Consider the following 21,554-nt stretch of genomic DNA (forward strand, 5'->3'; position numbering starts at 1 on the left):
GGCGGTCCAGCCTTCGGGCTCAAGTCCAGTGGACCTTTTGAAAGGCCGGAGCGGATCAGCGCTGATCCGAGTTCGAATCCCGTGACGGCGGTTCGCAAACCCCGATGCGCTTGGCCGCCCAGCGCTCATAAAGGCCGATGGCGACGTCAGCGCCGGCCATGGCGGTCAGGCAGCCGAAGGCGCAGGCGGTCCAGATCGAGACGCCGGCGGCATACAGCAGCATGATCGCCGAGACCCCGCACACCACGCAGGCTCCGGAGCGCAGCGCCAGGCGCCGCAGCAGCGACCAGCCACGAGCGCCCTCCTTGTCGGCGCGCCACATTTCGCCGGAAACGCCACCGACCAGCGCCAGGACGATGACCAGCCAGATCGGCATGTCCAGCAACGCTTGTTGCTCGTTTGTCATTCACGTCTCCCGTGCGGATTGAGGCCAGCGAGATGGCCAGTTGATAGAAGGCTGATAACGATGTTTCAAGGGGTCCCTGTCTGTTGGTGGCCCACGTTAGGCAGGCATTCCAAAAAGCCCGGTCGCCCGGGCTTTTCAGTAATGCAAACCTTGGTCTTTCGGCACGACTGGTGCGGTACGGACCCATTCAAATTGTTCCTCCGACCGCGACCCTGTCCGCCGGATAACTGCTTCTGGTGCTTTACGCTGCACACCCGGGTCAGTTGCCAACCCTCTGAACCGTCGAGGCCGGTTCATCGCTGCCTTTGCTTTGCCACTAAAGAGCGTCGTTGCAGCCGTTGTTGAACGGCTTGAGATGGATAATATGCATTCATGCATATGCAGTCAATGCGTAAATGCATTTATTTATGCATACGAATTGCGCAAGTGCATAAGAGCCGCATAGATGCAGGGCGGTAGGGATTTTTCGAGGGCGAAAAAAAGCCCGCTCAGTGGCGGGCTTTGTCTGACAGTGATGGCTTAGCGGGCGTACATGCCCCACCAGAAGACGTGACCGAGGATGCTGATCTGCTCCTCCTGGATTTCCTGGAAGCTGTAGTCCTCATCCGGATGCTCATCGCGGTTGAAGCTGCGCAGGCGAATCCCGGTGGGCAGGCGATAAAGCTGCTTCACTCGCAGTTGGCCATTGTGGTTGATCGCATACAGGTCGCCATCGACGATATCGCCGATGGCACACTTGCCGGCATTGACCCCGACCGTGGCACCATCGCGCAGCACCGGCAACATACTGTTGCCCCGCACCGTGACGCATTTGGCCTGATCGAACTGCACGCCGTTGTGCCGCAGGCTGCGCTTGCCGAAGCGCAGGCTGGCGCGCTCGCTCTCCTCGATGACGAATCTTCCTGATCCAGCAGCCAATTCAACCTCACGCAGAAAAGGAACCGACACCTCGTCGTCATCGACAGGGGTATCGTCGTCCCACAGGCTTATGTCCTTGAGTTCCGAATGAATCTCGTCGCGGGGCGCAGCAACCCGGGCAGGCGCGATATCCACGCGCCCGCGCAATTGGTCGGTGCTCACCTGGAAGTATTCAGCGATCCGCGAGATGTGTTTATCCGAAGGATCGACGATCTTCCCGCTGAGAATCCGCGAGAGGGTGGATTGAGGCACACCAGTCCGACGGTGAAGCTCCGTGGGGGAGATTCCATCACGATCCAGCAGCTCTCTTAAGACGGTAGAAACATTGCGTATTTGCATAGAACGCATAGTGCTCGAACTTTTAGCCCATGACAAATGCTGTTTTGCATATTTGTGCTGCATTTACCGGACAAACGCAGTAGTGCCTTGGTGTCTGCGAGGCCAGGGCGCCCATGGTAACCTTGCCGCCATCTGCAAAAAGCCGGGCCCAGCGCTCCTTTGCTTCACCCATTCAACGAATCCGCCTAAATACCAATGAGTAAAAATACCTCCGATCTGTCCTCCCACACGCCGATGATGCAGCAGTACTGGCGCCTCAAGAACCAGCACCCTGATCAACTGATGTTCTACCGCATGGGCGACTTCTACGAGATCTTCTATGAAGACGCAAAGAAGGCCGCCAAGCTGCTGGACATCACCCTGACGGCACGCGGACAGTCGGCGGGACAGGCGATTCCCATGTGTGGCATTCCCTACCACGCCGCCGAAGGTTACCTGGCCAAGCTGGTGAAGCTCGGCGAGTCGGTGGTCATCTGCGAGCAAGTGGGTGATCCGGCCACCAGCAAAGGCCCCGTGGAACGTCAGGTGGTGCGCATCATTACCCCGGGCACCGTCAGCGACGAAGCCCTGCTGGATGAGCGCCGCGACAACCTGATCGCGGCCGTACTGGGTGATGAGCGCTTGTTCGGCCTGGCGGTGCTGGACATCACCAGCGGCAATTTCAGTGTCCTGGAAATCAAGGGTTGGGAGAACTTGCTGGCGGAGCTGGAACGCATCAATCCAGTGGAGCTGCTGATCCCTGATGACTGGCCACAAGGCCTGCCGGCGGAAAAGCGCCGGGGTGTTCGACGTCGCGCCCCCTGGGACTTCGAGCGCGACTCGGCCCACAAGAGCCTCTGCCAGCAATTCTCTACCCAAGACCTCAAGGGCTTTGGTTGCGAGACCCTGACCCTGGCCATCGGCGCCGCCGGATGCCTGTTGAGCTACGCCAAGGAAACCCAGCGCACCGCCCTGCCCCACTTGCGCAGCCTGCGGCACGAACGCCTGGACGACACGGTGGTGCTGGACGGTGCCAGTCGCCGCAACCTGGAGCTGGACACCAACCTGGCCGGTGGACGCGACAACACCCTGCAATCGGTAGTCGATCGCTGCCAGACCGCCATGGGCAGCCGCCTGCTGACCCGCTGGCTGAACCGCCCGCTGCGGGATCTCAAGGTCTTGCAGGCGCGTCAGTCATCGATCACCTGCCTGCTGGACGGCTACCGTTTCGAACGGCTGCAGCCGCAGTTGAAGGAAATCGGCGATATCGAGCGGATTCTCGCGCGAATCGGCTTGCGTAACGCCCGCCCGCGGGACCTGGCCCGCCTGCGTGATGCCCTGGCAGCCTTGCCAGAGCTGCAAGAGGCGATGACCGAACTGGAGGCAGAGCACCTCAAGCAATTGGCAGTCACCACCAGCACCTACCCGGAACTGGCCGCGTTGCTGGCCAAAGCGATCATAGACAACCCGCCGGCGGTGATCCGCGACGGCGGCGTGCTCAAGACCGGCTACGACGCCGAGCTCGACGAACTGCAATCGTTGAGCGAGAACGCCGGGCAATTCCTGATCGATCTGGAAGCGCGGGAAAAAGCCCGTACCGGCCTGGCCAACCTCAAAGTCGGCTATAACCGCATTCATGGCTACTTCATCGAGCTGCCGAGCAAACAGGCCGAGCAGGCACCGGCGGATTACATTCGTCGCCAGACCCTGAAGGGCGCCGAGCGCTTCATCACTCCGGAACTCAAGGAGTTTGAAGACAAGGCGCTGTCGGCCAAGAGCCGCGCCCTGGCCCGGGAAAAGATGCTCTACGATGCGCTGCTGGAAACCCTGATCAGCCATCTGCCGCCGCTGCAGGATACCGCCGGTGCCCTGGCGGAACTGGACGTGCTGAGCAATCTGGCCGAACGCGCGCTGAACCTGGACCTCAATTGCCCGCGTTTTGTCAGCGAGCCTTGCATGCGCATCACCCAGGGCCGTCACCCGGTGGTGGAGCAAGTATTGACCACACCTTTTGTGGCCAACGACCTGAATCTGGACGACAACACCCGGATGCTGGTGATCACCGGTCCTAACATGGGCGGTAAATCCACCTACATGCGCCAGACTGCGCTGATCGTACTGCTGGCCCATATCGGCAGTTTTGTCCCGGCGGCGAGCTGCGAGCTGTCCCTGGTGGATCGGATCTTTACTCGGATCGGCTCTAGCGACGACCTGGCCGGCGGTCGCTCGACCTTCATGGTGGAAATGAGTGAAACCGCGAACATCCTGCACAACGCCACTGAACGCAGCCTGGTGCTGATGGACGAAGTGGGCCGCGGCACCAGTACTTTCGACGGACTTTCCCTGGCCTGGGCTGCGGCAGAACGTCTCGCCCATCTGCGGGCCTACACCCTGTTCGCCACCCACTATTTTGAACTGACCGTACTGCCGGAAAGCGAGCCGCTGGTGGCCAACGTGCACCTCAATGCCACTGAGCACAACGAGCGCATCGTCTTCCTGCACCATGTATTGCCCGGCCCTGCCAGCCAGAGCTATGGCCTGGCGGTAGCCCAGCTGGCGGGGGTTCCCAGCGCCGTCATCGGGCGAGCCCGTGAACATTTGAGCCGCCTGGAGACCACCAGCCTGCCCCATGAAACGCCACGCCCCGCGCCAGGCAAAGCCTCGGTTCCGCAGCAAAGCGACCTGTTTGCCAGCCTGCCGCACCCAGTCCTCGAGGAACTGGCCAAACTGGATCTGGATGACCTGACGCCACGCCGGGCACTGGAAATGCTCTATACATTGAAGACACGCATCTAACGCGAACGCCTTCAAGCTGTTAGAATCTCGCGCGGTTTGGGATGCTGCGGACTATTAGCCTGGTTCGCAGACTATCGCTCCCAAACCTGGCGACCCCGTCATGTAGGGGCTCCGCTGCCGCCGCCTGAGGAGAGAATTAGAAATGACCTTCGTCGTCACCGACAACTGCATCAAGTGCAAGTACACCGACTGCGTAGAAGTCTGTCCGGTGGACTGCTTTTACGAAGGGCCGAACTTCCTGGTGATTCACCCGGATGAGTGCATTGACTGCGCGCTGTGCGAGCCTGAATGCCCGGCTGTAGCCATTTTCTCCGAGGATGAAGTCCCGGAGGAGATGCAGGAGTTCATTCAGCTGAACGTCGAGCTGGCAGAGATCTGGCCGAATATCACTGAAAAGAAAGAATCGTTGCCGGATGCCGCAGAGTGGGATGGCGTCAAAGGCAAGATCAAAGACCTCGAACGCTGATTGCCCCCGCGTTCCTGAAAAGGCCCCTTGCGGGCCTTTTTGCATTTCTGGGAATAGGGCTCTTGTCCTCGGGACTTTTCGACAGGCAAAAAAAAGGGGCGGTATGACCCGCCCACATTTTTCCCTAGTCCCTGTGTTCCTTTTCATCGTCCTGATGAATCGCTTCCTGCGATGTCCTGACCATCATCCTTGATGGCTGTGTCTATCCGTCGACACAGGGCTGATATTAGAGAATTCCCTGGTAAGAGCAATCGCACTATTCCCCGGAAAACTTGTCGAACACAAACAGAAAGACTTAAAAAATACTTATAAATCAAAAACATAAAAAATCACTTAAAACATTTCAGGCAAGTCTGAAGCAATCGAGAACCGAACACTTACGAAAACGTAATCTATTGCTTACACGCCAGTGAAGAGTAATCCCAACCCTGACCAGAATCCCAAAGCTCAGAATCAAAATAATCAAGCAATAAAAAGCCCCGAATAGATCGGGGCTCTTGCGAGTCAGTTCCAGAAGCTACTGAAATAGAGACTCACTGGACAACCCATTCTTTTCAAGGATCTCTCGCAGGCGCTTGAGGCCTTCAACCTGGATTTGTCGAACCCGCTCACGGGTCAGGCCAATCTCCAGGCCAACATCTTCAAGAGTGCTGCTCTCATGACCTCGCAGGCCAAAGCGGCGAACCACCACTTCACGCTGCTTTTCAGTCAATTCGGACAGCCATTGATCGATGCTTTGCGACAGATCATCGTCCTGCAACAGTTCACAAGGATCCGTTGGACGATCGTCAGTCAAGGTATCCAGCAGGGTTTTATCCGAATCCGGTCCCAGCGAGACATCAACCGAAGAAACCCGCTCATTCAGACCGAGCATGCGTTTGACTTCAGCCACCGGCTTCTCCAGCAGGTTGGCGATTTCTTCGGGAGAGGGTTCATGATCGAGTTTTTGCGTCAACTCACGGGCGGCGCGCAAGTAGACGTTAAGCTCTTTGACCACATGAATCGGCAACCGAATGGTCCGGGTTTGATTCATGATCGCCCGTTCGATGGTCTGGCGAATCCACCAGGTGGCGTAGGTCGAAAAGCGGAAGCCGCGTTCCGGGTCGAACTTCTCCACTGCCCGGATCAGGCCGAGGTTACCCTCTTCGATCAGGTCCAGCAGCGACAATCCACGATTGACATAGCGCCGGGCAATTTTCACCACCAGTCGCAAGTTACTTTCAATCATGCGCTTGCGCCCGGCGGGGTCGCCACTCTGCGACAAACGCGCAAAGTGCACTTCCTCTTCAGGAGAGAGCAATGGAGAAAAGCCGATTTCATTGAGGTACAACTGCGTTGCATCGAGGGCACGCGTGTAATCAATGTACTTGTGTTGCTTAACTGAAGCGGAGCTTTTGGATTTGGCGCGAACGGAAGGTGGAGTTGCCCCCTCATTATTCGACATCGAATCCATATCGATGCTGCTCTCCATAAGGAGAACTTCATCGTCGATGTCAAACTCCGGCACTTCTTTACTGAGAGCCATTGTTATAGTCCTTTGGTGAGTTCGACCTCAGGCTCAAGCGTCGCCTTAATCCTTGGCAACGCTGGAGCCTGTTCCCTCTACGTGAGCGGAACAGGCTGGTAACGGATCAACGACGTGGCAGGAATTGCAGCGGATCTACAGGTTTACCTTGTCGGCGAATCTCAAAGTGCAGTTTCACCCGGTCTGTACCAGTTGATCCCATCTCGGCAATTGTCTGTCCGACTTTGACCTGCTGTCCCTCCCGAACCAATAGCTTGCGGTTGTGGCCGTAAGCACTGACGTAGGTTTCGTTGTGTTTGATGATGACTAATTCGCCGTAGCCCCTTAAGCCACTCCCGGCGTAAACCACCGTCCCATCAGACGCAGCTAAAACAGGCTGTCCCAAATCCCCGGCGATATCAATGCCTTTATTCAAACTACCGTTTGAAGAGAATTTTCCAATCAGAACACCATTGGAAGGCCAGCCCCAGCCCGTCGGAGCGGGGCCTGCAGGCGTAACCGGAGCGGGCGCCGGCTTGCTTGCAGTAGCTGTAGAAGTGCCCGTTGCGGTGGCTGTCGTTGCCCCCGCCGGACGACGAATAACCGTGGTCTTGCTGGAGGACGATGCACCAGACTGGGTGCTGGTAACCACAGTTGTCGGCGCAACACCCGTGCGACCATCAAAACGAATGGTTTGCCCAGGATGGATGGTATAGGGCTCGGCAATATTGTTACGAGCAGCCAACGCCTTGTAATCCCAGCCGTAGCGAAACGCGATGGAGAACAGCGTATCCCCGCGACGTACTACATACTGTCCCGTGGTCACAGTTGGACGCTGAGGCGCCGCATTATTACTGCGTTCAACCACACCCACACTGCTGGACTTGGTGCTGGAGCAACCGACCAACAAGGAACTCAAGACAAGGCCAATCATCAGTCGCTGAAAGCTTGTTATACCCATACGCTGCGCAATGACTGTGAGACTCACCCGCCGCTCCCTTTATGGTGGTTGACGATATTAATTGCCTGGCTCAGGCATGAAATGACGCAAGTATAACTGGAGGCAGGCGCTTTACGGCTGGCAAAGCGCAACACACAGTCAGAAGAGGTTGCCATTGATCGCCGTCCTACTCATTGCCGATCAATACGGCAATAAGACACAACCCGGCAAACAGAATTCACCCACGCGGCGATAAATGCTCAGGCCAGTGGCCCATTGAGCAACGGCACAAACCGCACCGCCCCCAGGACATGTCGGGCAAAGCCATGTTCTTCACGAATGATCAGCATCAACTGCTGTACTTCTCCGGCTCCCACTGGAATGACCAGGCGCCCACCAGGCGCCAGTTGATCAAGCAGTGCCTGAGGAATATCGGTAGCCACGGCGGTGACGATGATGCCGTTGTAAGGCGCCAACGCTGGCCAGCCCTCCCAACCATCGCCCCAGCGGAACACCACATTACGCAGGTTCAATTCCTGCAGACGCTCCTTGGCCCGATCCTGCAGGACCTTGATCCGCTCCACCGAAAACACCCGCTCAACCAACTGCGACAGTACTGCCGTCTGGTAGCCGGAACCGGTACCGATCTCCAGCACTTTGTCCAGCGGACCTGCCGCCAACAGCAACTCGCTCATGCGAGCCACCATATAAGGCTGGGAGATCGTCTGGTTATGGCCGATGGGCAGCGCTGTGTCTTCATAGGCACGGTGCGCTAGAGCCTCATCAACGAACAGATGCCGTGGTGTACGACGAATGACTTCCAATACCTGGGGATTGGACAGGCCCTCATCGTAAAGCCGTTGGATCAGGCGCTCGCGGGTTCGCTGGGAAGTCATGCCTATTCCCCGTCGTAGCAAATCGTCCTGCTCACGAGCCATCAGCGCAGCCCCTCCAACCAACCATCCAGACTCCTGAACGCCTCATTGAAGGTGCGATCGAGCTGTAACGGCGTGATCGACACATAACCTTGCATGACAGCATGGAAGTCAGTACCTGGACCGCCATCTTCAGCGTCCCCTGCGGCGGCAATCCAGTAACCCGACTTGCCACGGGGATCGACGACCTTCATGGGAGCCGCTGCGCGCGCGCGATGGCCCAGGCGGGTCAGCTGTATGCCACGGATATGATTAAGCGGCAGATTGGGAATATTCACGTTCAACACCGTCCGTGGTGGCAAATCCAGCAAGCCCTGAGCCTGTACCAGCTTGCGCGCGAAATGGGCAGCCGTGGCAAGGTTTTCTACCTGCCTCGACACCAGCGAAAAGGCAATCGCCGGGCGCTGCAGGAAACGTCCTTCAAGCGCAGCGGCGACCGTTCCGGAATACAGCACGTCATCACCGAGGTTGGCCCCCAGGTTGATTCCCGACACCACCATGTCCGGCTCATGCTCCAACAGGCCGTTAAGCCCAAGGTGAACACAGTCGGTCGGTGTGCCATTGATACTGATGAAGCCATTGCCGAGGGTATGCGGATGCAACGGACGGTCGAGCGTCAGCGAACTGCTGGCGCCGCTTTTGTCTTGATCCGGTGCGATAACCACACACTCGGCGTAATCCGCCAACGCAGCATGCAGCGCGGCGATACCGGGTGCAGTTACCCCATCATCGTTAGAAATCAGAATACGCATGAGCTGTCCGTCTGCCCCACCGGCACCAGATCGACGAGTTCACGCACCAATGCGGTGGCGAAACACCCGGCCGGCAGGACGAATTCCAGTTGCAGAATGTCAGGCTCGGGATAATGCCACGTCAAACCGCCAATGGGCAGCCGCAGGATGCGTCGTTCGTGGCTCATGCCGGCTTTAATCAGCCAATCGCACAGTGCCGCCTCACGATCGGCAATCTGTTGCTCAAGCTCATGGGATACACCGCCCGCCGGAGAAACACCCTCCCCCCACAGCGGCCCGGTGGGGTGCAGGTCGAGAATCGCCAGGCGTGGGTCCGAGCATTCATCAGGCCCGGCCATGAAAAAGCTGCGACTGTCGGTAAACGCCAGCAGGTCACCTATCTGCGCCTGCTGCCAGCTGCCGTCCGCCACCCGTGCTGCCAGCACCTGGTTGAACAAGTAGCTGCGGGCTGTAGACAACAACCGCGAACGCACATTGCGCTGCTCTGGCAGTGCCTGGCGCGCGGCCCAGCCGCGGGCATCCACTAGATTGCCGCCGTCGTGGCCAAAACGCTGGGCGCCGAAATAGTTGGGAATCCCAAACTGGGCAATCTGCTGCAAACGCTCATCAATGGCCGAATGGTCCGCCGTAAGCTCTGTGAGACGCAGGGTAAAACCGTTGGCCGCATGGGCTCCACGCTGTAGCTTGCGCTTGTGGCGGGTGGCCTTGAGGATTTTCAGGGTGTGGTTTTCCGCCGCGCCAAGATCCGGATCAGCCTTGCCCGGTAGTTGCACACTGAACCATTGGCGAGTCAGCGCCTGGCGATCCTTGAGCCCGGCGTAGCTCACGGTGCGCAACGACACTCCGGCGGCCTTGGCAATCCGCCGCGCGGCCTCTTCGGTGTTCAAGCCACGCTTTTCCACCCACAGCCACAGGTGCTCGCCTTCACCGCTCAGCGGGATATCGAGCACTTCATCGACCTGGAAATCTTCGGCAGTAGCCTTGAGCACCGCGCTGCCCAGGGCATCACCATAGGCCCGCGGGCCCAACAGTTGCAGTTCATTCATGGGCGCAGCAACAAGGCCACGGAGTGCACCGCGATACCTTCCTCGCGACCGACGAAACCGAGTTTTTCAGTGGTGGTGGCCTTCACGTTCACTTGATCCAGTTCGACTTGCAGGTCCTCGGCAATCAAGGCCCGCATGGTTTCAATATGAGGCGCCATTTTTGGGGCCTGGGCGACGATGGTGTTGTCGACGTTGCCGACCTTCCAGCCTTTGGCATGGATCAGCGCGACAACATGACGCAGCAGGACGCGGCTGTCGGCACCTTTGAACTGCGGATCGGTGTCCGGAAAATGCTTGCCGATATCCCCCAGCGCCGCGGCGCCCAGCAGGGCATCACTGAGTGCGTGCAACAACACATCACCGTCGGAGTGGGCGAGCAAGCCGCAATGATGGGCGATACGCACACCACCCAAAGTAATGAAGTCGCCCTCAGCGAAACGGTGCACATCGTAGCCGTGGCCAATACGCATAAAAAAACGCCCCGAAAAAGTCAGGGCGTGATTCTACCTGCTTTGGCGGGTATTAGGCGTTAAGAGCACGTGCATGGTGCTGCAAGTGATCGTCTATAAAGCTGGCGATAAAGAAGTAGCTGTGGTCATAACCGGGCTGCATGCGCAGCGTGAGCTCATGCCCGGCATTCTTTGCCGCTTGCTGCAGAACTTCAGGCTTGAGCTGGCCGGCAAGGAAATCGTCGCGATCCCCCTGATCCACTAGCAACGGCAGCTTCTCCGTAGCCTCGGCGATCAATACGCTGGCATCCCACTCGCGCCAGCGTGAGCGCTCTTCCCCCAGATACCGGGAAAACGCTTTCTGCCCCCAAGGACAATCCATGGGATTACTGATAGGAGCGAACGCCGAAACCGACTGATAGCGACCGGGATTACGCAACGCACAGACCAACGCCCCGTGACCACCCATGGAGTGGCCGCTGATCCCACGTTTCTGCGACGCGGGAAAGTGCGCCTCCACCAACTCCGGCAGCTCGTTCACCACATAGTCATGCATCCGATAATGCTGGGCCCAGGGCTCCTGTGTCGCGTTCAGATAGAACCCGGCCCCCAGGCCAAAGTCCCAGGCGCCCTCCGGGTCACCGGGCACCCCAGCGCCGCGAGGGCTGGTATCCGGAGCGACGATGATCAGGCCCAGTTCCGCCGCCAGGCGCTGGGCGCCGGCCTTTTGCATGAAGTTCTCGTCGGTGCAGGTCAGGCCGGACAACCAGTAAAGCACCGGCAACTTGCCCCCCAGCTCCGCCTGGGGCGGCAAGTACACGGCGAACACCATGTCACAGCCCAACACCTGAGAATGATGCTTGTAGCGTTTGTGCCAGCCGCCGAAGCTCTTCTGGCAGGAAAGGTTTTCCAGACTCATGGCAGACCTCCAGCCACAAGCCGCAAGCTACGAGCAGCAAGTGGGAAGCCCCTCTTGGTGCTTGTGGCTTGCCGCTTGCCGCTGCTCTTAGAAATGAATGACCGAACGAATGCTCTTGCCTTCGTGCATCAGGTCGAAAGCCTTGTTGATATCTTCCAGGCCCATGGTGTGAGTAATGAAGGTATCCAGCGGGATTTCGCCGGTCTGGGACATTTCCACGTAGCTTGGCAGCTCGCTGCGACCACGCACGCCACCGAATGCCGAACCGCGCCAAACGCGGCCAGTCACCAGTTGGAAGGGACGGGTCGATATTTCCTGACCGGCACCAGCCACACCGATGATCACCGATTCGCCCCAGCCCTTGTGGCAGCATTCCAGTGCGGCGCGCATCAACTGTACGTTGCCGATGCATTCGAAGGAGAAATCCACACCGCCGTCGGTCATGTCGACAATGACCTCCTGGATCGGACGATCGAAGTCCTTGGGGTTGACGCAGTCGGTGGCGCCCAGTTGCTTGGCGATCTCGAACTTGGCCGGGTTGATATCGATGGCGATGATGCGCCCGGCCTTGGCCTTGACCGCGCCGATTACCGCCGACAGGCCAATGCCGCCCAGGCCGAAGATGGCCACGGTGTCACCGGCCTTGACCTTGGCGGTGTTGATCACCGCGCCAATGCCTGTGGTCACGCCGCAACCCAGCAGGCAGACCTTCTCCAGAGGCGCGTCCTTGGGAATCTTGGCCACGGAGATTTCCGGCAGCACCGTGTACTCGGAGAATGTCGAGGTACCCATGTAGTGGAAAATGGGCTGACCCTTGTAGGAAAAGCGCGTGGTGCCGTCAGGCATCAAGCCTTTGCCCTGGGTAGCGCGAATGGCCTGACAGAGGTTGGTCTTGCCCGACAGACAGAATTTGCACTTGCCACATTCCGGGGTGTAGAGCGGGATCACATGATCGCCCACGGCCACCGAGGTCACGCCCTCGCCCACCGCTTCCACCACTGCACCACCCTCATGGCCGAGGATCGCCGGAAAGATACCTTCCGGGTCGGCGCCGGACAGGGTATAGGCGTCGGTGTGGCAGACGCCGGAAGCGACAACCCGCAACAGCACTTCGCCGGCCTTGGGCATGGCAACATCCACTTCGACGATTTCCAGGGGCTTCTTGGCCTCGAAGGCTACGGCAGCACGTGACTTGATCATCCTGACTCTCCAGCGAATAAAAACGAGGCAGTGAGTGTAAAACAGCGCAAGGCGATGAATAATCCAGGCAAAAGCAAAACATTATTGCCATGCAGGGATAATCAATGAGCGAAAACCGTTGGGAAGGCATCGACGAATTTGTCGCAGTCGCCGAATGCAGCCAGTTCACTGCCGCTGCCGAACGCCTGGGGGTGTCCTCATCTCATATCAGCCGCCAGGTGGTGCGCCTAGAAGAGCGCTTGCAGACCCGCCTGCTGTATCGCAGTACCCGCCGCGTCACCCTGACCGAGGCCGGGCAGACCTTTCTCCAGCATTGCCAACGCTTGCAGGACGGGCGCGAGGAAGCGTTGCGCGCCGTGGGGGACCTGACCAGCGAGCCCAAGGGCATGCTGCGCATGACTTGCGCAGTGGCCTATGGCGAGCGTTTTATCGTGCCGCTGGTCACGCGTTTCATGAGCCTTTATCCGCAGTTGCGGGTGGACATAGAACTGAGCAACCGTCCCCTGGACCTGGTGCACGAGGGGCTCGACCTGGCCATTCGCCTGGGACGCCTGCAGGACTCACGCCTGGTCGCCACTCGCCTGGCACCACGCCGCATGTACCTATGTGCATCGCCGTCCTATCTGGAACGCTATGGCCGCCCTCACAGCCTGTCGGAATTGAGCCGGCACAACTGCCTGATCGGCAGCTCGGATATCTGGCAGTTGGAGGTCGACGGGCGCGAATTTTCGCAAAGGGTGCAGGGCAACTGGCGCTGCAACAGCGGACAGGCAGTGCTGGACGCGGCGTTACAAGGCGTCGGACTCTGCCAACTGCCGGACTACTACGTTCTGGAGCACCTGCAGGACGGTACGCTGGTTTCCTTGCTGGAAGCTCACCAGCCGCCCAACACCGCAGTCTGGGCGCTCTATCCACAGCAACGGCATCTGTCGCCGAAAGTGCGCAAGCTGGTGGACTATCTCAAGCAGGGCTTGGCCGAACGCCCGGAATACCGTGATGTGTAGCCTTGCCGCAGGCTGCGGCAAGGCCCGCAGAGCCTTCGGGGTTTCAGGAGCGGCGCCTCCTTCGGAGTCGTTCGCTGCCTGCGGCAGCGGCTACAAGGTTCAGCGCCCGCCCGCGATCAGCGCCGATTGGACCAACGCTGGCGCAGCCACTCAAGATCCTCGGGGCGAGTGACCTTGAGATTGTCGGAACGGCCTTCGATCAGGCGTGGCGCCTGCCCGGCCCATTCCATTGCCGAAGCCTCATCGGTGATCGCCACATCGGCCACCAGGCTGTCAGCCAGGGCGCGGTGCAGCGCGCCAAGACGGAACATCTGCGGTGTGTAGGCTTGCCAGATCAGGCTGCGATCCACGGTTTCCAAAACCCTTCCGTGCTTGTCGATCCGCTTCAGGGTGTCCCGGGCCGGCACCGCCAACAGCCCGCCCACCGGGTCGTGCGCCAATTCACTCAGCAGCTTGTCCAGGTCATCTCGGGAAAGATTGGGGCGTGCGGCATCGTGAACCAGAACCCAATCCTCATCGGCCGCGCCCTGAGCATGCAGATGAAGCAAGGCATTGAGTACCGACCCGGAACGCTCGGCGCCGCCTTCGACCCGCTGAATCCGCGAGTCGTGGGCACAGGCCAGGGTTGGCCAGTAGGGATCGTCCAGCGCCAGGCTGACCACCAGCCCCTTGAGGCCAGGATGGTCGAGGAAACAGCCGAGGCTGTGTTCGAGAATTGTGCGTCCGCCCAGTTGCAGGTACTGCTTGGGACGATCCGCGGCCATGCGAGCACCGACGCCCGCGGCAGGAATCACGGCCCAGAAGGCCGGCAATCTATCGATCATTGGGCCAACTGGTAGAGGGTTTCACCCTCCTTGACCATGCCCAATTCGTGGCGAGCCCGTTCTTCAACGGTCTCCATGCCCTTCTTCAGTTCCATGACTTCCGCATCGAGTACGCGATTTCGCTCCAGCAAACGCTCGTTTTCAGCGTGCTGGTCGGCAATCTGCTGAGTCAGGTCAGCTACCTGGGCCAAGCTGCCGCTCCCCACCCACAGGCGGTACTGCAAGCCAGCCAGCAGCAAGAGCAAGACCAGGAACAACCAATTGGGACTGCGCATCGAATATCGGGTATCCAGTGAAAAAAGACAGCCATGCCAACAACTTCGGACCTACTGATAGCACGAAGCCTGGAAGAACCAGGCTTGTGCTCTTAAGGCATCAGATTAGTGGCAAAAAACTCGCTGTAGCGATTTTCCCGACACAATCCGGTGTCTTTTTACCATCTACGGCTTAGCCGCGAAACTCGCTGCGACCGTTGTACTTGGCCTTGCCGTTCAATTGCTCTTCGATACGCAGCAATTGGTTGTACTTGGATACGCGGTCGGAACGGCACAGGGAGCCGGTCTTGATCTGGCCAGCCGAGGTGCCCACGGCCAAGTCGGCGATGGTCGAGTCTTCGGTTTCGCCGGAACGGTGCGAAATCACGGCGGTGTAACCGGCAGCCTTGGCCATCTGGATGGCTTCCAGGGTTTCGGTCAGGGTGCCGATCTGGTTGAACTTGATCAGGATCGAGTTGGCGATCTTCTTGTCGATGCCTTCTTTCAGGATCTTGGTGTTGGTCACGAACAGGTCGTCACCGACCAGTTGCACCTTGTCGCCGATCTTGTCGGTGAGGATCTTCCAGCCAGCCCAGTCGGACTCATCCAGGCCGTCTTCGATGGAGATGATCGGGTAGCGCTGAGTCAGGCCTTTGAGGTACTCGGCAAAACCTTCGGCGGTGAACACCTGGCCTTCGCCGGACAGGTTGTACTTGCCGTCTTCGTAGAACTCGCTGGCGGCGCAGTCCAGAGCCAGGGTCACGTCGGTGCCCAGGGTGTAACCGGCATTGGCCACGGCCTCGGAGATGACTTTCAGCGCATCTTCGTTGGAAGCCAGGTTCGGGGCGAAGCCACCTTCATCGCCCACAGCGGTGTTCAGGCCACGGGCCTTCAGCACGGCTTTGAGGTGATGGAAAATCTCGGTGCCCATGCGCAGACCTTCCGAGAAGGACTTGGCGCCGACCGGCTGCACCATGAACTCCTGGATGTCGACGTTGTTATCGGCGTGCTCGCCACCGTTGATGATGTTCATCATCGGTACCGGCATCGAGTAGACGCCTGGGGTGCCGTTGAGGTTGGCGATGTGAGCGTACAGCGGCAGGTCCTGGTCCTGGGCGGCAGCCTTGGCCGCGGCCAGGGACACGGCGAGGATGGCGTTGGCGCCCAGGGAGGCCTTGTTCTCGGTACCGTCGAGCTTGATCATCGCCTGATCCAGCGCTTTCTGGTCGATCGGGTCTTTACCCAGCAACAGGTCGCGGATCGGACCGTTGATGTTGGCTACCGCCTTGAGCACGCCCTTGCCCAGGTAACGGCTCTTGTCGCCATCACGCAGCTCCAGCGCTTCGCGCGAGCCGGTGGAGGCACCGGACGGCGCGCAAGCACTGCCGATGATGCCGTTGTCGAGAAGCACGTCCGCTTCGACAGTGGGGTTGCCACGGGAGTCGAGAACTTCACGACCTTTGATGTCGACGATTTTTGCCATTGTTGTAAACACTCCAAAGTTGACGAAAACGCTGAGTACCGCTCGATTTATAACTTGTGGGTCAAATTGCATTCTTGTAGGAGCCGGCTGGCTGGCGAACGGGCCCGCGAGGACACCTTCGCCGGCCAGCCGGCTCCTACAGAGGAAGTCGCCGGTTTTACGCGGTTTCTACCGTGGGGAAACTCTTGACCAGCTCGTCCAGAGCCTTGAGCTGAGCCAGGAACGGCTCAAGCTTGTCCAGGCGCAAAGCACAAGGGCCGTCGCACTTGGCGTTGTCCGGATCCGGGTGGGCTTCCAGAAACAGGCCGGCCAAGGACTGGCTCATGCCGGCCTTGGCCAAGTCGGTGACCTGAGCCCGACGACCACCAGCGGAGTCGGCGCGACCGCCCGGCATCTGCAGGGCATGGGTCACGTCAAAGAACACCGGGTACTCGAACTGCTTCATGATGCCGAAGCCGAGCATGTCCACCACCAGGTTGTTGTAACCGAAGCTGGAACCGCGCTCGCAGAGGATCAACTGATCATTACCCGCCTCTTCACACTTGCTCAGGATGTGTTTCATTTCCTGAGGCGCGAGAAACTGGGCCTTCTTGATGTTGATCACCGCGCCGGTCTTGGCCATGGCCACCACCAGGTCGGTCTGCCGCGAGAGAAACGCCGGCAACTGGATGATGTCGCAGACTTCGGCAACCACGGCGGCCTGGGCCGGCTCGTGGACATCGGTGATGATCGGCACGCCGAAGGCCTGCTTCACGTCTTCGAAAATCCGCATGCCCTCTTCCAGGCCAGGACCACGATAAGAAGTCACCGACGAACGGTTGGCCTTGTCGAAGCTGGCCTTGAACACGTAGGGAATACCGAGCTTCTCGGTAACCCGTACGTACTCTTCACAGACCTGCATCGCCATGTCGCGGCTTTCCAGCACGTTCATGCCGCCGAACAGCACCATCGGCTTGTCGTTGGCGATCTCGATGTTGCCTACGCGGATGATCTTCTGCGCCATCAGGTTCAAGCCTTCTTCTGGTGTTGAGCCAATGCTGCTTTGACGAAACCGCTGAACAGTGGGTGACCGTCACGTGGCGTCGAGGTGAACTCAGGGTGGAACTGGCAAGCGACGAACCATGGATGATCCGCAGCTTCGACCACTTCAACCAGCGCGCCGTCGCCCGAGCGACCAGAGATCTTCAGGCCAGCCTCGATCAGCTGTGGCAGCAGCTTGTTGTTCACTTCGTAACGGTGACGGTGACGCTCGATGATCACGTCCTTGGCGTAGCAGTCGTGGACCTTGGAGCCCGCTTCCAGCAAGCATTCCTGGGCGCCCAGACGCATGGTGCCACCCAGATCGGACGCTTCGTTACGCACTTCGACAGCGCCGGTGGCGTCTTCCCACTCGGTGATCAGACCGACGACCGGGTGACCGCTGGTGCGATCGAATTCGGTGGAGTTGGCATCTTTCCAGCCCATGACGTTACGGGCGAACTCGATGACCGCTACTTGCATGCCCAGGCAGATACCCAGGTACGGCACCTTGTTCTCGCGGGCGTATTGCACTGCAGTGATCTTGCCTTCCACGCCACGCAGGCCGAAACCGCCCGGGACCAGGATCGCATCAACGCCTTCCAGCAGCGCGGTGCCTTGGTTCTCGATGTCTTCGGAATCGATATAGCGCAGGTTGACCTTGGTGCGGTTGGTGATGCCGGCGTGACTCATCGCTTCGATCAGCGACTTGTAGGCGTCCAGCAGTTCCATGTACTTGCCGACCATGGCGATGGTGACTTCATGCTCAGGGTTGAGCTTGGCGTCTACCACCTTTTCCCACTCGGACAGATCGGCGCCGTTGCATTGCAGGCCGAAACGCTCGACGACGAAATCGTCCAGACCCTGGGCGTGCAGTACGGCCGGGATCTTGTAGATGGTGTCGACGTCTTCCAGGGAGATCACCGCACGCTCTTCAACGTTGGTGAACAGGGCGATCTTGCGACGCGAGGACACATCCACCGGATGGTCGGAGCGGCAGATCAGCACGTCAGGCTGCAGACCAATGGAGCGCAGTTCCTTCACCGAGTGTTGGGTCGGCTTGGTCTTGGTCTCGCCAGCGGTGGCGATGTACGGAACCAGGGTCAGGTGCATCAGCATCGCGCGCTTGGAGCCGACTTCGACCCGCAGTTGGCGGATGGCTTCAAGGAACGGTTGCGACTCGATGTCGCCCACGGTACCGCCGATTTCCACCAGGGCCACGTCGGCATCGCCGGCGCCCTTGATGATGCGACGCTTGATCTCGTCGGTGATGTGCGGAATCACCTGGATGGTGGCGCCCAGGTAATCACCACGGCGCTCCTTGCGCAGCACGTGCTCGTAGACACGGCCAGTGGTGAAGTTGTTGTTCTGGGTCATGGTCGTGCGGATGAACCGCTCGTAGTGGCCCAGGTCCAGGTCGGTCTCGGCGCCGTCGTGGGTGACGAACACTTCACCGTGCTGGAACGGGCTCATGGTGCCCGGGTCGACGTTGATGTACGGGTCCAGCTTGAGCATGGTGACCTTAAGCCCCCGCGCCTCCAGGATGGCCGCCAATGAAGCCGAGGCAATGCCTTTCCCCAATGAAGAAACAACACCGCCCGTGACGAATATGTAGCGCGTCATGAAAAACCCTAGAAGTCTGCGTTAAAGCGGTCAGTGCCGCCGGGGAAAGCGAAGGAAGGCCGAAGCCCCCGATCACCTGCATTAATCACAGTGCACCTTTCAAAAAAACCGCCGCGTGGTGACAGACCGGATGCAAAAACACCGGTAGGTTGCTCGCTACACATTTTTTGGAATCGCCCAGCAAAGACTGCTTGGTAATCGGCAACTCCTGCAATTCAGGCGAATCCACAGAAGTTGTATCAAGAAGGGAGCGTAGTCTACCGGAAAGCCCCTTTCAGCTCAAACCTTGATCGCTGGTCAGTGGTCGCCAATGCAATTGCCAGTCGGCCTGGGGATTTGCCGCAAGCGCCGGCAGGTTTGCCACTGCCAGCAACCGCTCATCCTGGTACAGCAGCGGCAATCTGCCACGGACGAAGCTCGGTAGTCCGGCCTCGTTGAGCAGACGCTTCAGGTCACGATGACCACGTCCGGCCACCTGCATGACTTCCCCACCCTGCCGATAACGGATGTGCAACGGGCCCTGGGGCGCCGAGCCGACGAAAAACACCTGGCCATTGTTAGGCAACTGCAACGGACTGCCCGGATCCTGCCATTCGATCCCGCTTTTCACCTGCTGCAACCAAGCACCAGACAGCCACCAGATTCGCCCTCCCGCGCGATGCACTTCGCCGTCGGCCAGACACCATCGAGGATGCCCCTGCGCGCTGGCATCCCGCAGACTCTCCCAGCCGGCCCAATGATCGGTGTCCGGTAAACGGCCACGCTTGCTCAGCCAGTGACTCAAGACGTTGCGCTGCCGGGCCGGGGATAACGACTGCAAAGGAGCAAGGGCCAGTGACGGCAAGTCCAGCCAGGGAAAGTCGCTCTCCACCTCGGCTGGCGCCAGATCCATCATCGCCAGCTCATCGAGCAGGCCCTGTGCTTCTCTCAGGTGGGCGGCGCTGCGACTCATGCCGGTCGCGGCCTGAGGCCAGCGAGCAATCAACGACGGCATCACCTGATGCCGCAGATAATTGCGCGAATATTGATGATCGGCATTTGAAGGATCCTGGACCCAGCTCAGGCAATGCTCGGCGGCGTAACGTCCAAGTTCGGCACGGGACACGCCAAGCAAAGGCCGCAACAGGTGCCCTGCGCCCAAAGGTCGGCTTTCCGGCATTGCCGATAGCCCCCGGACGCCAGCACCGCGCAACAGTCGAAACAACAGGGTTTCGGCCTGATCATCACGATGCTGGGCTGTCAGCAGCAACTCATTGGCAGCGGTCAAGCGCTCGAATGCCCCATAACGCGCCTCCCGGGCAGCCCCTTCGAGACTGGAACCGGCCCGCACCTGGACATGAATCACCTGCAACGGCACACCCAGGGCAGCACAGATCGCCTGACAGTGGGCCGGCCAAGCATCCGCCGCCGCTTGCAGACCGTGATGAACATGCACAGCCGTGAGCCGTGGAAGGCCATGTTGATGCGCCAGATCGACAAGGAGATGCAGCAGGACAGTGGAATCAAGTCCACCGGAGAAAGCGATGCGCCAATGAGCGGCTTCACGCCAGGGCGCCAGGCTTTTTAGGAGTTTGGCGGAGAGAGAGTTCATGAAGCTTCAAGCCCCGCAGGAGCATGTGCTCGAGAAAGGACGACGCCGCAATCTGATCGATTGCGGCGCCTGGGTCGCGAGCAAGCGTACCCCTACAAGGGGGAACAGTGCTCGATCAGAGACCGTAGCTCATCAGGCGGTCATAACGACGGGCCAGCAGGGTGTCGTTATCCATTTCCTTGAGCATTGCCAGCTGCGAGCTGAGTTCGGCACGGATCGAGGCAGCCGCGGCGGCTGGATCACGATGGGCGCCACCCAGCGGCTCGCTGATGACCTTGTCGACAATGCCCAGGCCTTTCAGACGCTCGGCGGTGATGCCCATGGCCTCGGCTGCATCGGCGGCCTTTTCCGAGGTTTTCCACAGGATCGAGGCGCAGCCTTCCGGCGAGATCACCGCATAAGTGGAATATTGCAGCATGTTCAACTGGTCGCAGACGCCAATGGCCAATGCGCCGCCGGAACCACCCTCACCGATCACGGTGGCGATGATCGGGGTCTTCAGGCGCGCCATGACCCGCAGGTTCCAGGCAATCGCCTCGCTCTGGTTGCGCTCTTCAGCGTCGATGCCCGGGTAGGCACCCGGGGTGTCGATGAAGGTCAGGATCGGCATCTTGAAGCGTTCGGCCATTTCCATCAGGCGGCAGGCCTTGCGGTAGCCTTCCGGACGCGGCATGCCGAAGTTGCGGCGTACCTTCTCGCGCACTTCGCGGCCTTTCTGATGACCGATGATCATCACCGGCTGCTCGTCCAGGCGAGCAACGCCGCCGACGATCGCGGCGTCGTCAGAGAAGTGGCGATCGCCATGCAGCTCGTCGAACTCGGTGAAGATGTGCTGGATGTAATCCAGGGTGTACGGACGACGCGGGTGCCGCGCCAGACGTGCGATCTGCCAGCTGGTGAGCTTGCCGAAGATGTCTTCGGTCAAGGTATTGCTCTTGTCCTGCAGGCGGGAAATCTCATCGCCGATATTCAGCGAATTGTCATTACCGACCAAGCGCAACTCTTCGATCTTGGCTTGCAGGTCGGCGATCGGCTGTTCGAAATCAAGAAAATTCGGGTTCATAGGCGTCCGTCTGGGCTCGACGTCCAAGGGGGCTTGGGCCGGCCGG

The 21,554-nt window shown here is 59.5% G+C and carries 20 protein-coding genes; 3 read left to right on the forward strand and 17 right to left on the reverse strand.

The window, feature by feature from the left end:
- Positions 1 to 55: 55 nt before the first annotated feature.
- Complete coding sequence (locus Q8O96_RS12270; RefSeq protein WP_102861395.1) at positions 56 to 406, reverse strand: phage holin family protein; 351 nt, start codon at positions 404 to 406, stop codon at positions 56 to 58.
- A gap of 519 nt (positions 407 to 925) precedes the next feature.
- Positions 926 to 1,672, reverse strand: a complete 747-nt coding sequence (locus tag Q8O96_RS12275; protein ID WP_102861394.1) for an XRE family transcriptional regulator — start codon at positions 1,670 to 1,672, stop codon at positions 926 to 928.
- A gap of 186 nt (positions 1,673 to 1,858) precedes the next feature.
- On the opposite strand from Q8O96_RS12275, the gene mutS reads away from it, so the two are divergent.
- Together mutS and fdxA are read left to right on the forward strand one after the other, a co-directional pair.
- Positions 1,859 to 4,438: a DNA mismatch repair protein MutS gene (gene mutS / locus Q8O96_RS12280; RefSeq protein ID WP_102861393.1), complete on the forward strand. Its 2,580-nt coding sequence runs from the start codon at positions 1,859 to 1,861 to the stop codon at positions 4,436 to 4,438.
- A 142-nt stretch (positions 4,439 to 4,580) separates the two neighbouring features.
- Positions 4,581 to 4,904, forward strand: coding sequence for a ferredoxin FdxA (fdxA, locus tag Q8O96_RS12285; protein WP_102861392.1), 324 nt, complete (start codon positions 4,581 to 4,583; stop codon positions 4,902 to 4,904).
- Between the two features lie 517 nt (positions 4,905 to 5,421).
- Here fdxA and rpoS read toward each other — a convergent pair.
- The 8 genes from rpoS to Q8O96_RS12325 all read right to left on the reverse strand — a co-directional run bounded on the left by rpoS (position 5,422) and on the right by Q8O96_RS12325 (position 12,649).
- A complete protein-coding gene (rpoS, locus tag Q8O96_RS12290; RefSeq protein WP_102861391.1) occupies positions 5,422 to 6,429 on the reverse strand; it encodes an RNA polymerase sigma factor RpoS in 1,008 nt (335 codons plus the stop codon).
- A 106-nt stretch (positions 6,430 to 6,535) separates the two neighbouring features.
- The gene (locus Q8O96_RS12295; protein WP_102878564.1) at positions 6,536 to 7,396 is read right to left on the reverse strand and encodes a peptidoglycan DD-metalloendopeptidase family protein; all 861 of its coding nucleotides are present in this window, start codon (positions 7,394 to 7,396) and stop codon (positions 6,536 to 6,538) included.
- 212 nt (positions 7,397 to 7,608) lie between these two features.
- Complete coding sequence (locus Q8O96_RS12300) at positions 7,609 to 8,244, reverse strand: protein-L-isoaspartate(D-aspartate) O-methyltransferase (RefSeq protein WP_170001073.1); 636 nt, start codon at positions 8,242 to 8,244, stop codon at positions 7,609 to 7,611.
- A gap of 41 nt (positions 8,245 to 8,285) precedes the next feature.
- The gene (gene surE, locus Q8O96_RS12305; protein WP_305948860.1) at positions 8,286 to 9,035 is read right to left on the reverse strand and encodes a 5'/3'-nucleotidase SurE; all 750 of its coding nucleotides are present in this window, start codon (positions 9,033 to 9,035) and stop codon (positions 8,286 to 8,288) included.
- A complete protein-coding gene (gene truD / locus Q8O96_RS12310; protein ID WP_102861387.1) occupies positions 9,023 to 10,081 on the reverse strand; it encodes a tRNA pseudouridine(13) synthase TruD in 1,059 nt (352 codons plus the stop codon). The genes surE and truD overlap by 13 nt, the downstream gene beginning before the upstream one ends.
- Positions 10,078 to 10,551: a 2-C-methyl-D-erythritol 2,4-cyclodiphosphate synthase gene (gene ispF / locus Q8O96_RS12315; RefSeq protein WP_060837777.1), complete on the reverse strand. Its 474-nt coding sequence runs from the start codon at positions 10,549 to 10,551 to the stop codon at positions 10,078 to 10,080. The genes truD and ispF overlap by 4 nt, the downstream gene beginning before the upstream one ends.
- A gap of 52 nt (positions 10,552 to 10,603) precedes the next feature.
- On the reverse strand, positions 10,604 to 11,449 hold the full coding sequence (gene fghA / locus Q8O96_RS12320; RefSeq protein ID WP_102861386.1) for an S-formylglutathione hydrolase: 846 nt from the start codon (positions 11,447 to 11,449) through the stop codon (positions 10,604 to 10,606).
- Positions 11,450 to 11,536: 87 nt separating this feature from the next.
- Positions 11,537 to 12,649, reverse strand: coding sequence for an S-(hydroxymethyl)glutathione dehydrogenase/class III alcohol dehydrogenase (locus tag Q8O96_RS12325; RefSeq protein WP_102861385.1), 1,113 nt, complete (start codon positions 12,647 to 12,649; stop codon positions 11,537 to 11,539).
- A gap of 104 nt (positions 12,650 to 12,753) precedes the next feature.
- Between Q8O96_RS12325 and Q8O96_RS12330 the strand changes: the two genes are divergently transcribed.
- Positions 12,754 to 13,653: a LysR substrate-binding domain-containing protein gene (locus Q8O96_RS12330; protein WP_102878559.1), complete on the forward strand. Its 900-nt coding sequence runs from the start codon at positions 12,754 to 12,756 to the stop codon at positions 13,651 to 13,653.
- Positions 13,654 to 13,769: 116 nt separating this feature from the next.
- On the opposite strand, the gene ispD is transcribed toward Q8O96_RS12330, so the two are convergent.
- The 7 genes from ispD to Q8O96_RS12365 all read right to left on the reverse strand — a co-directional run bounded on the left by ispD (position 13,770) and on the right by Q8O96_RS12365 (position 21,508).
- Positions 13,770 to 14,477 (reverse strand): 2-C-methyl-D-erythritol 4-phosphate cytidylyltransferase, encoded by a 708-nt coding sequence (ispD, locus tag Q8O96_RS12335; protein ID WP_305948861.1) that lies wholly within the window; start codon positions 14,475 to 14,477, stop codon positions 13,770 to 13,772.
- Complete coding sequence (ftsB, locus tag Q8O96_RS12340; protein WP_102861382.1) at positions 14,474 to 14,752, reverse strand: cell division protein FtsB; 279 nt, start codon at positions 14,750 to 14,752, stop codon at positions 14,474 to 14,476. Before ftsB ends, ispD begins: the two co-directional genes overlap by 4 nt.
- A gap of 172 nt (positions 14,753 to 14,924) precedes the next feature.
- A complete protein-coding gene (eno, locus tag Q8O96_RS12345; RefSeq protein WP_102861381.1) occupies positions 14,925 to 16,214 on the reverse strand; it encodes a phosphopyruvate hydratase in 1,290 nt (429 codons plus the stop codon).
- A gap of 157 nt (positions 16,215 to 16,371) precedes the next feature.
- Positions 16,372 to 17,217, reverse strand: a complete 846-nt coding sequence (kdsA, locus tag Q8O96_RS12350; protein ID WP_011059542.1) for a 3-deoxy-8-phosphooctulonate synthase — start codon at positions 17,215 to 17,217, stop codon at positions 16,372 to 16,374.
- Between the two features lie 5 nt (positions 17,218 to 17,222).
- Positions 17,223 to 18,854 (reverse strand): CTP synthase, encoded by a 1,632-nt coding sequence (locus tag Q8O96_RS12355; protein WP_102878557.1) that lies wholly within the window; start codon positions 18,852 to 18,854, stop codon positions 17,223 to 17,225.
- A 274-nt stretch (positions 18,855 to 19,128) separates the two neighbouring features.
- On the reverse strand, positions 19,129 to 20,445 hold the full coding sequence (tilS, locus tag Q8O96_RS12360; protein ID WP_305948862.1) for a tRNA lysidine(34) synthetase TilS: 1,317 nt from the start codon (positions 20,443 to 20,445) through the stop codon (positions 19,129 to 19,131).
- Positions 20,446 to 20,560: 115 nt separating this feature from the next.
- The gene (locus Q8O96_RS12365; protein WP_016964689.1) at positions 20,561 to 21,508 is read right to left on the reverse strand and encodes an acetyl-CoA carboxylase carboxyltransferase subunit alpha; all 948 of its coding nucleotides are present in this window, start codon (positions 21,506 to 21,508) and stop codon (positions 20,561 to 20,563) included.
- Between the last annotated feature and the right edge of the window lie 46 nt (positions 21,509 to 21,554).

It is taken from the genome of Pseudomonas sp. LPH60 (genome assembly GCF_030718165.1).
In the GTDB taxonomy this organism is placed as follows: Bacteria; Pseudomonadota; Gammaproteobacteria; order Pseudomonadales; family Pseudomonadaceae; genus Aquipseudomonas; species Aquipseudomonas danubii.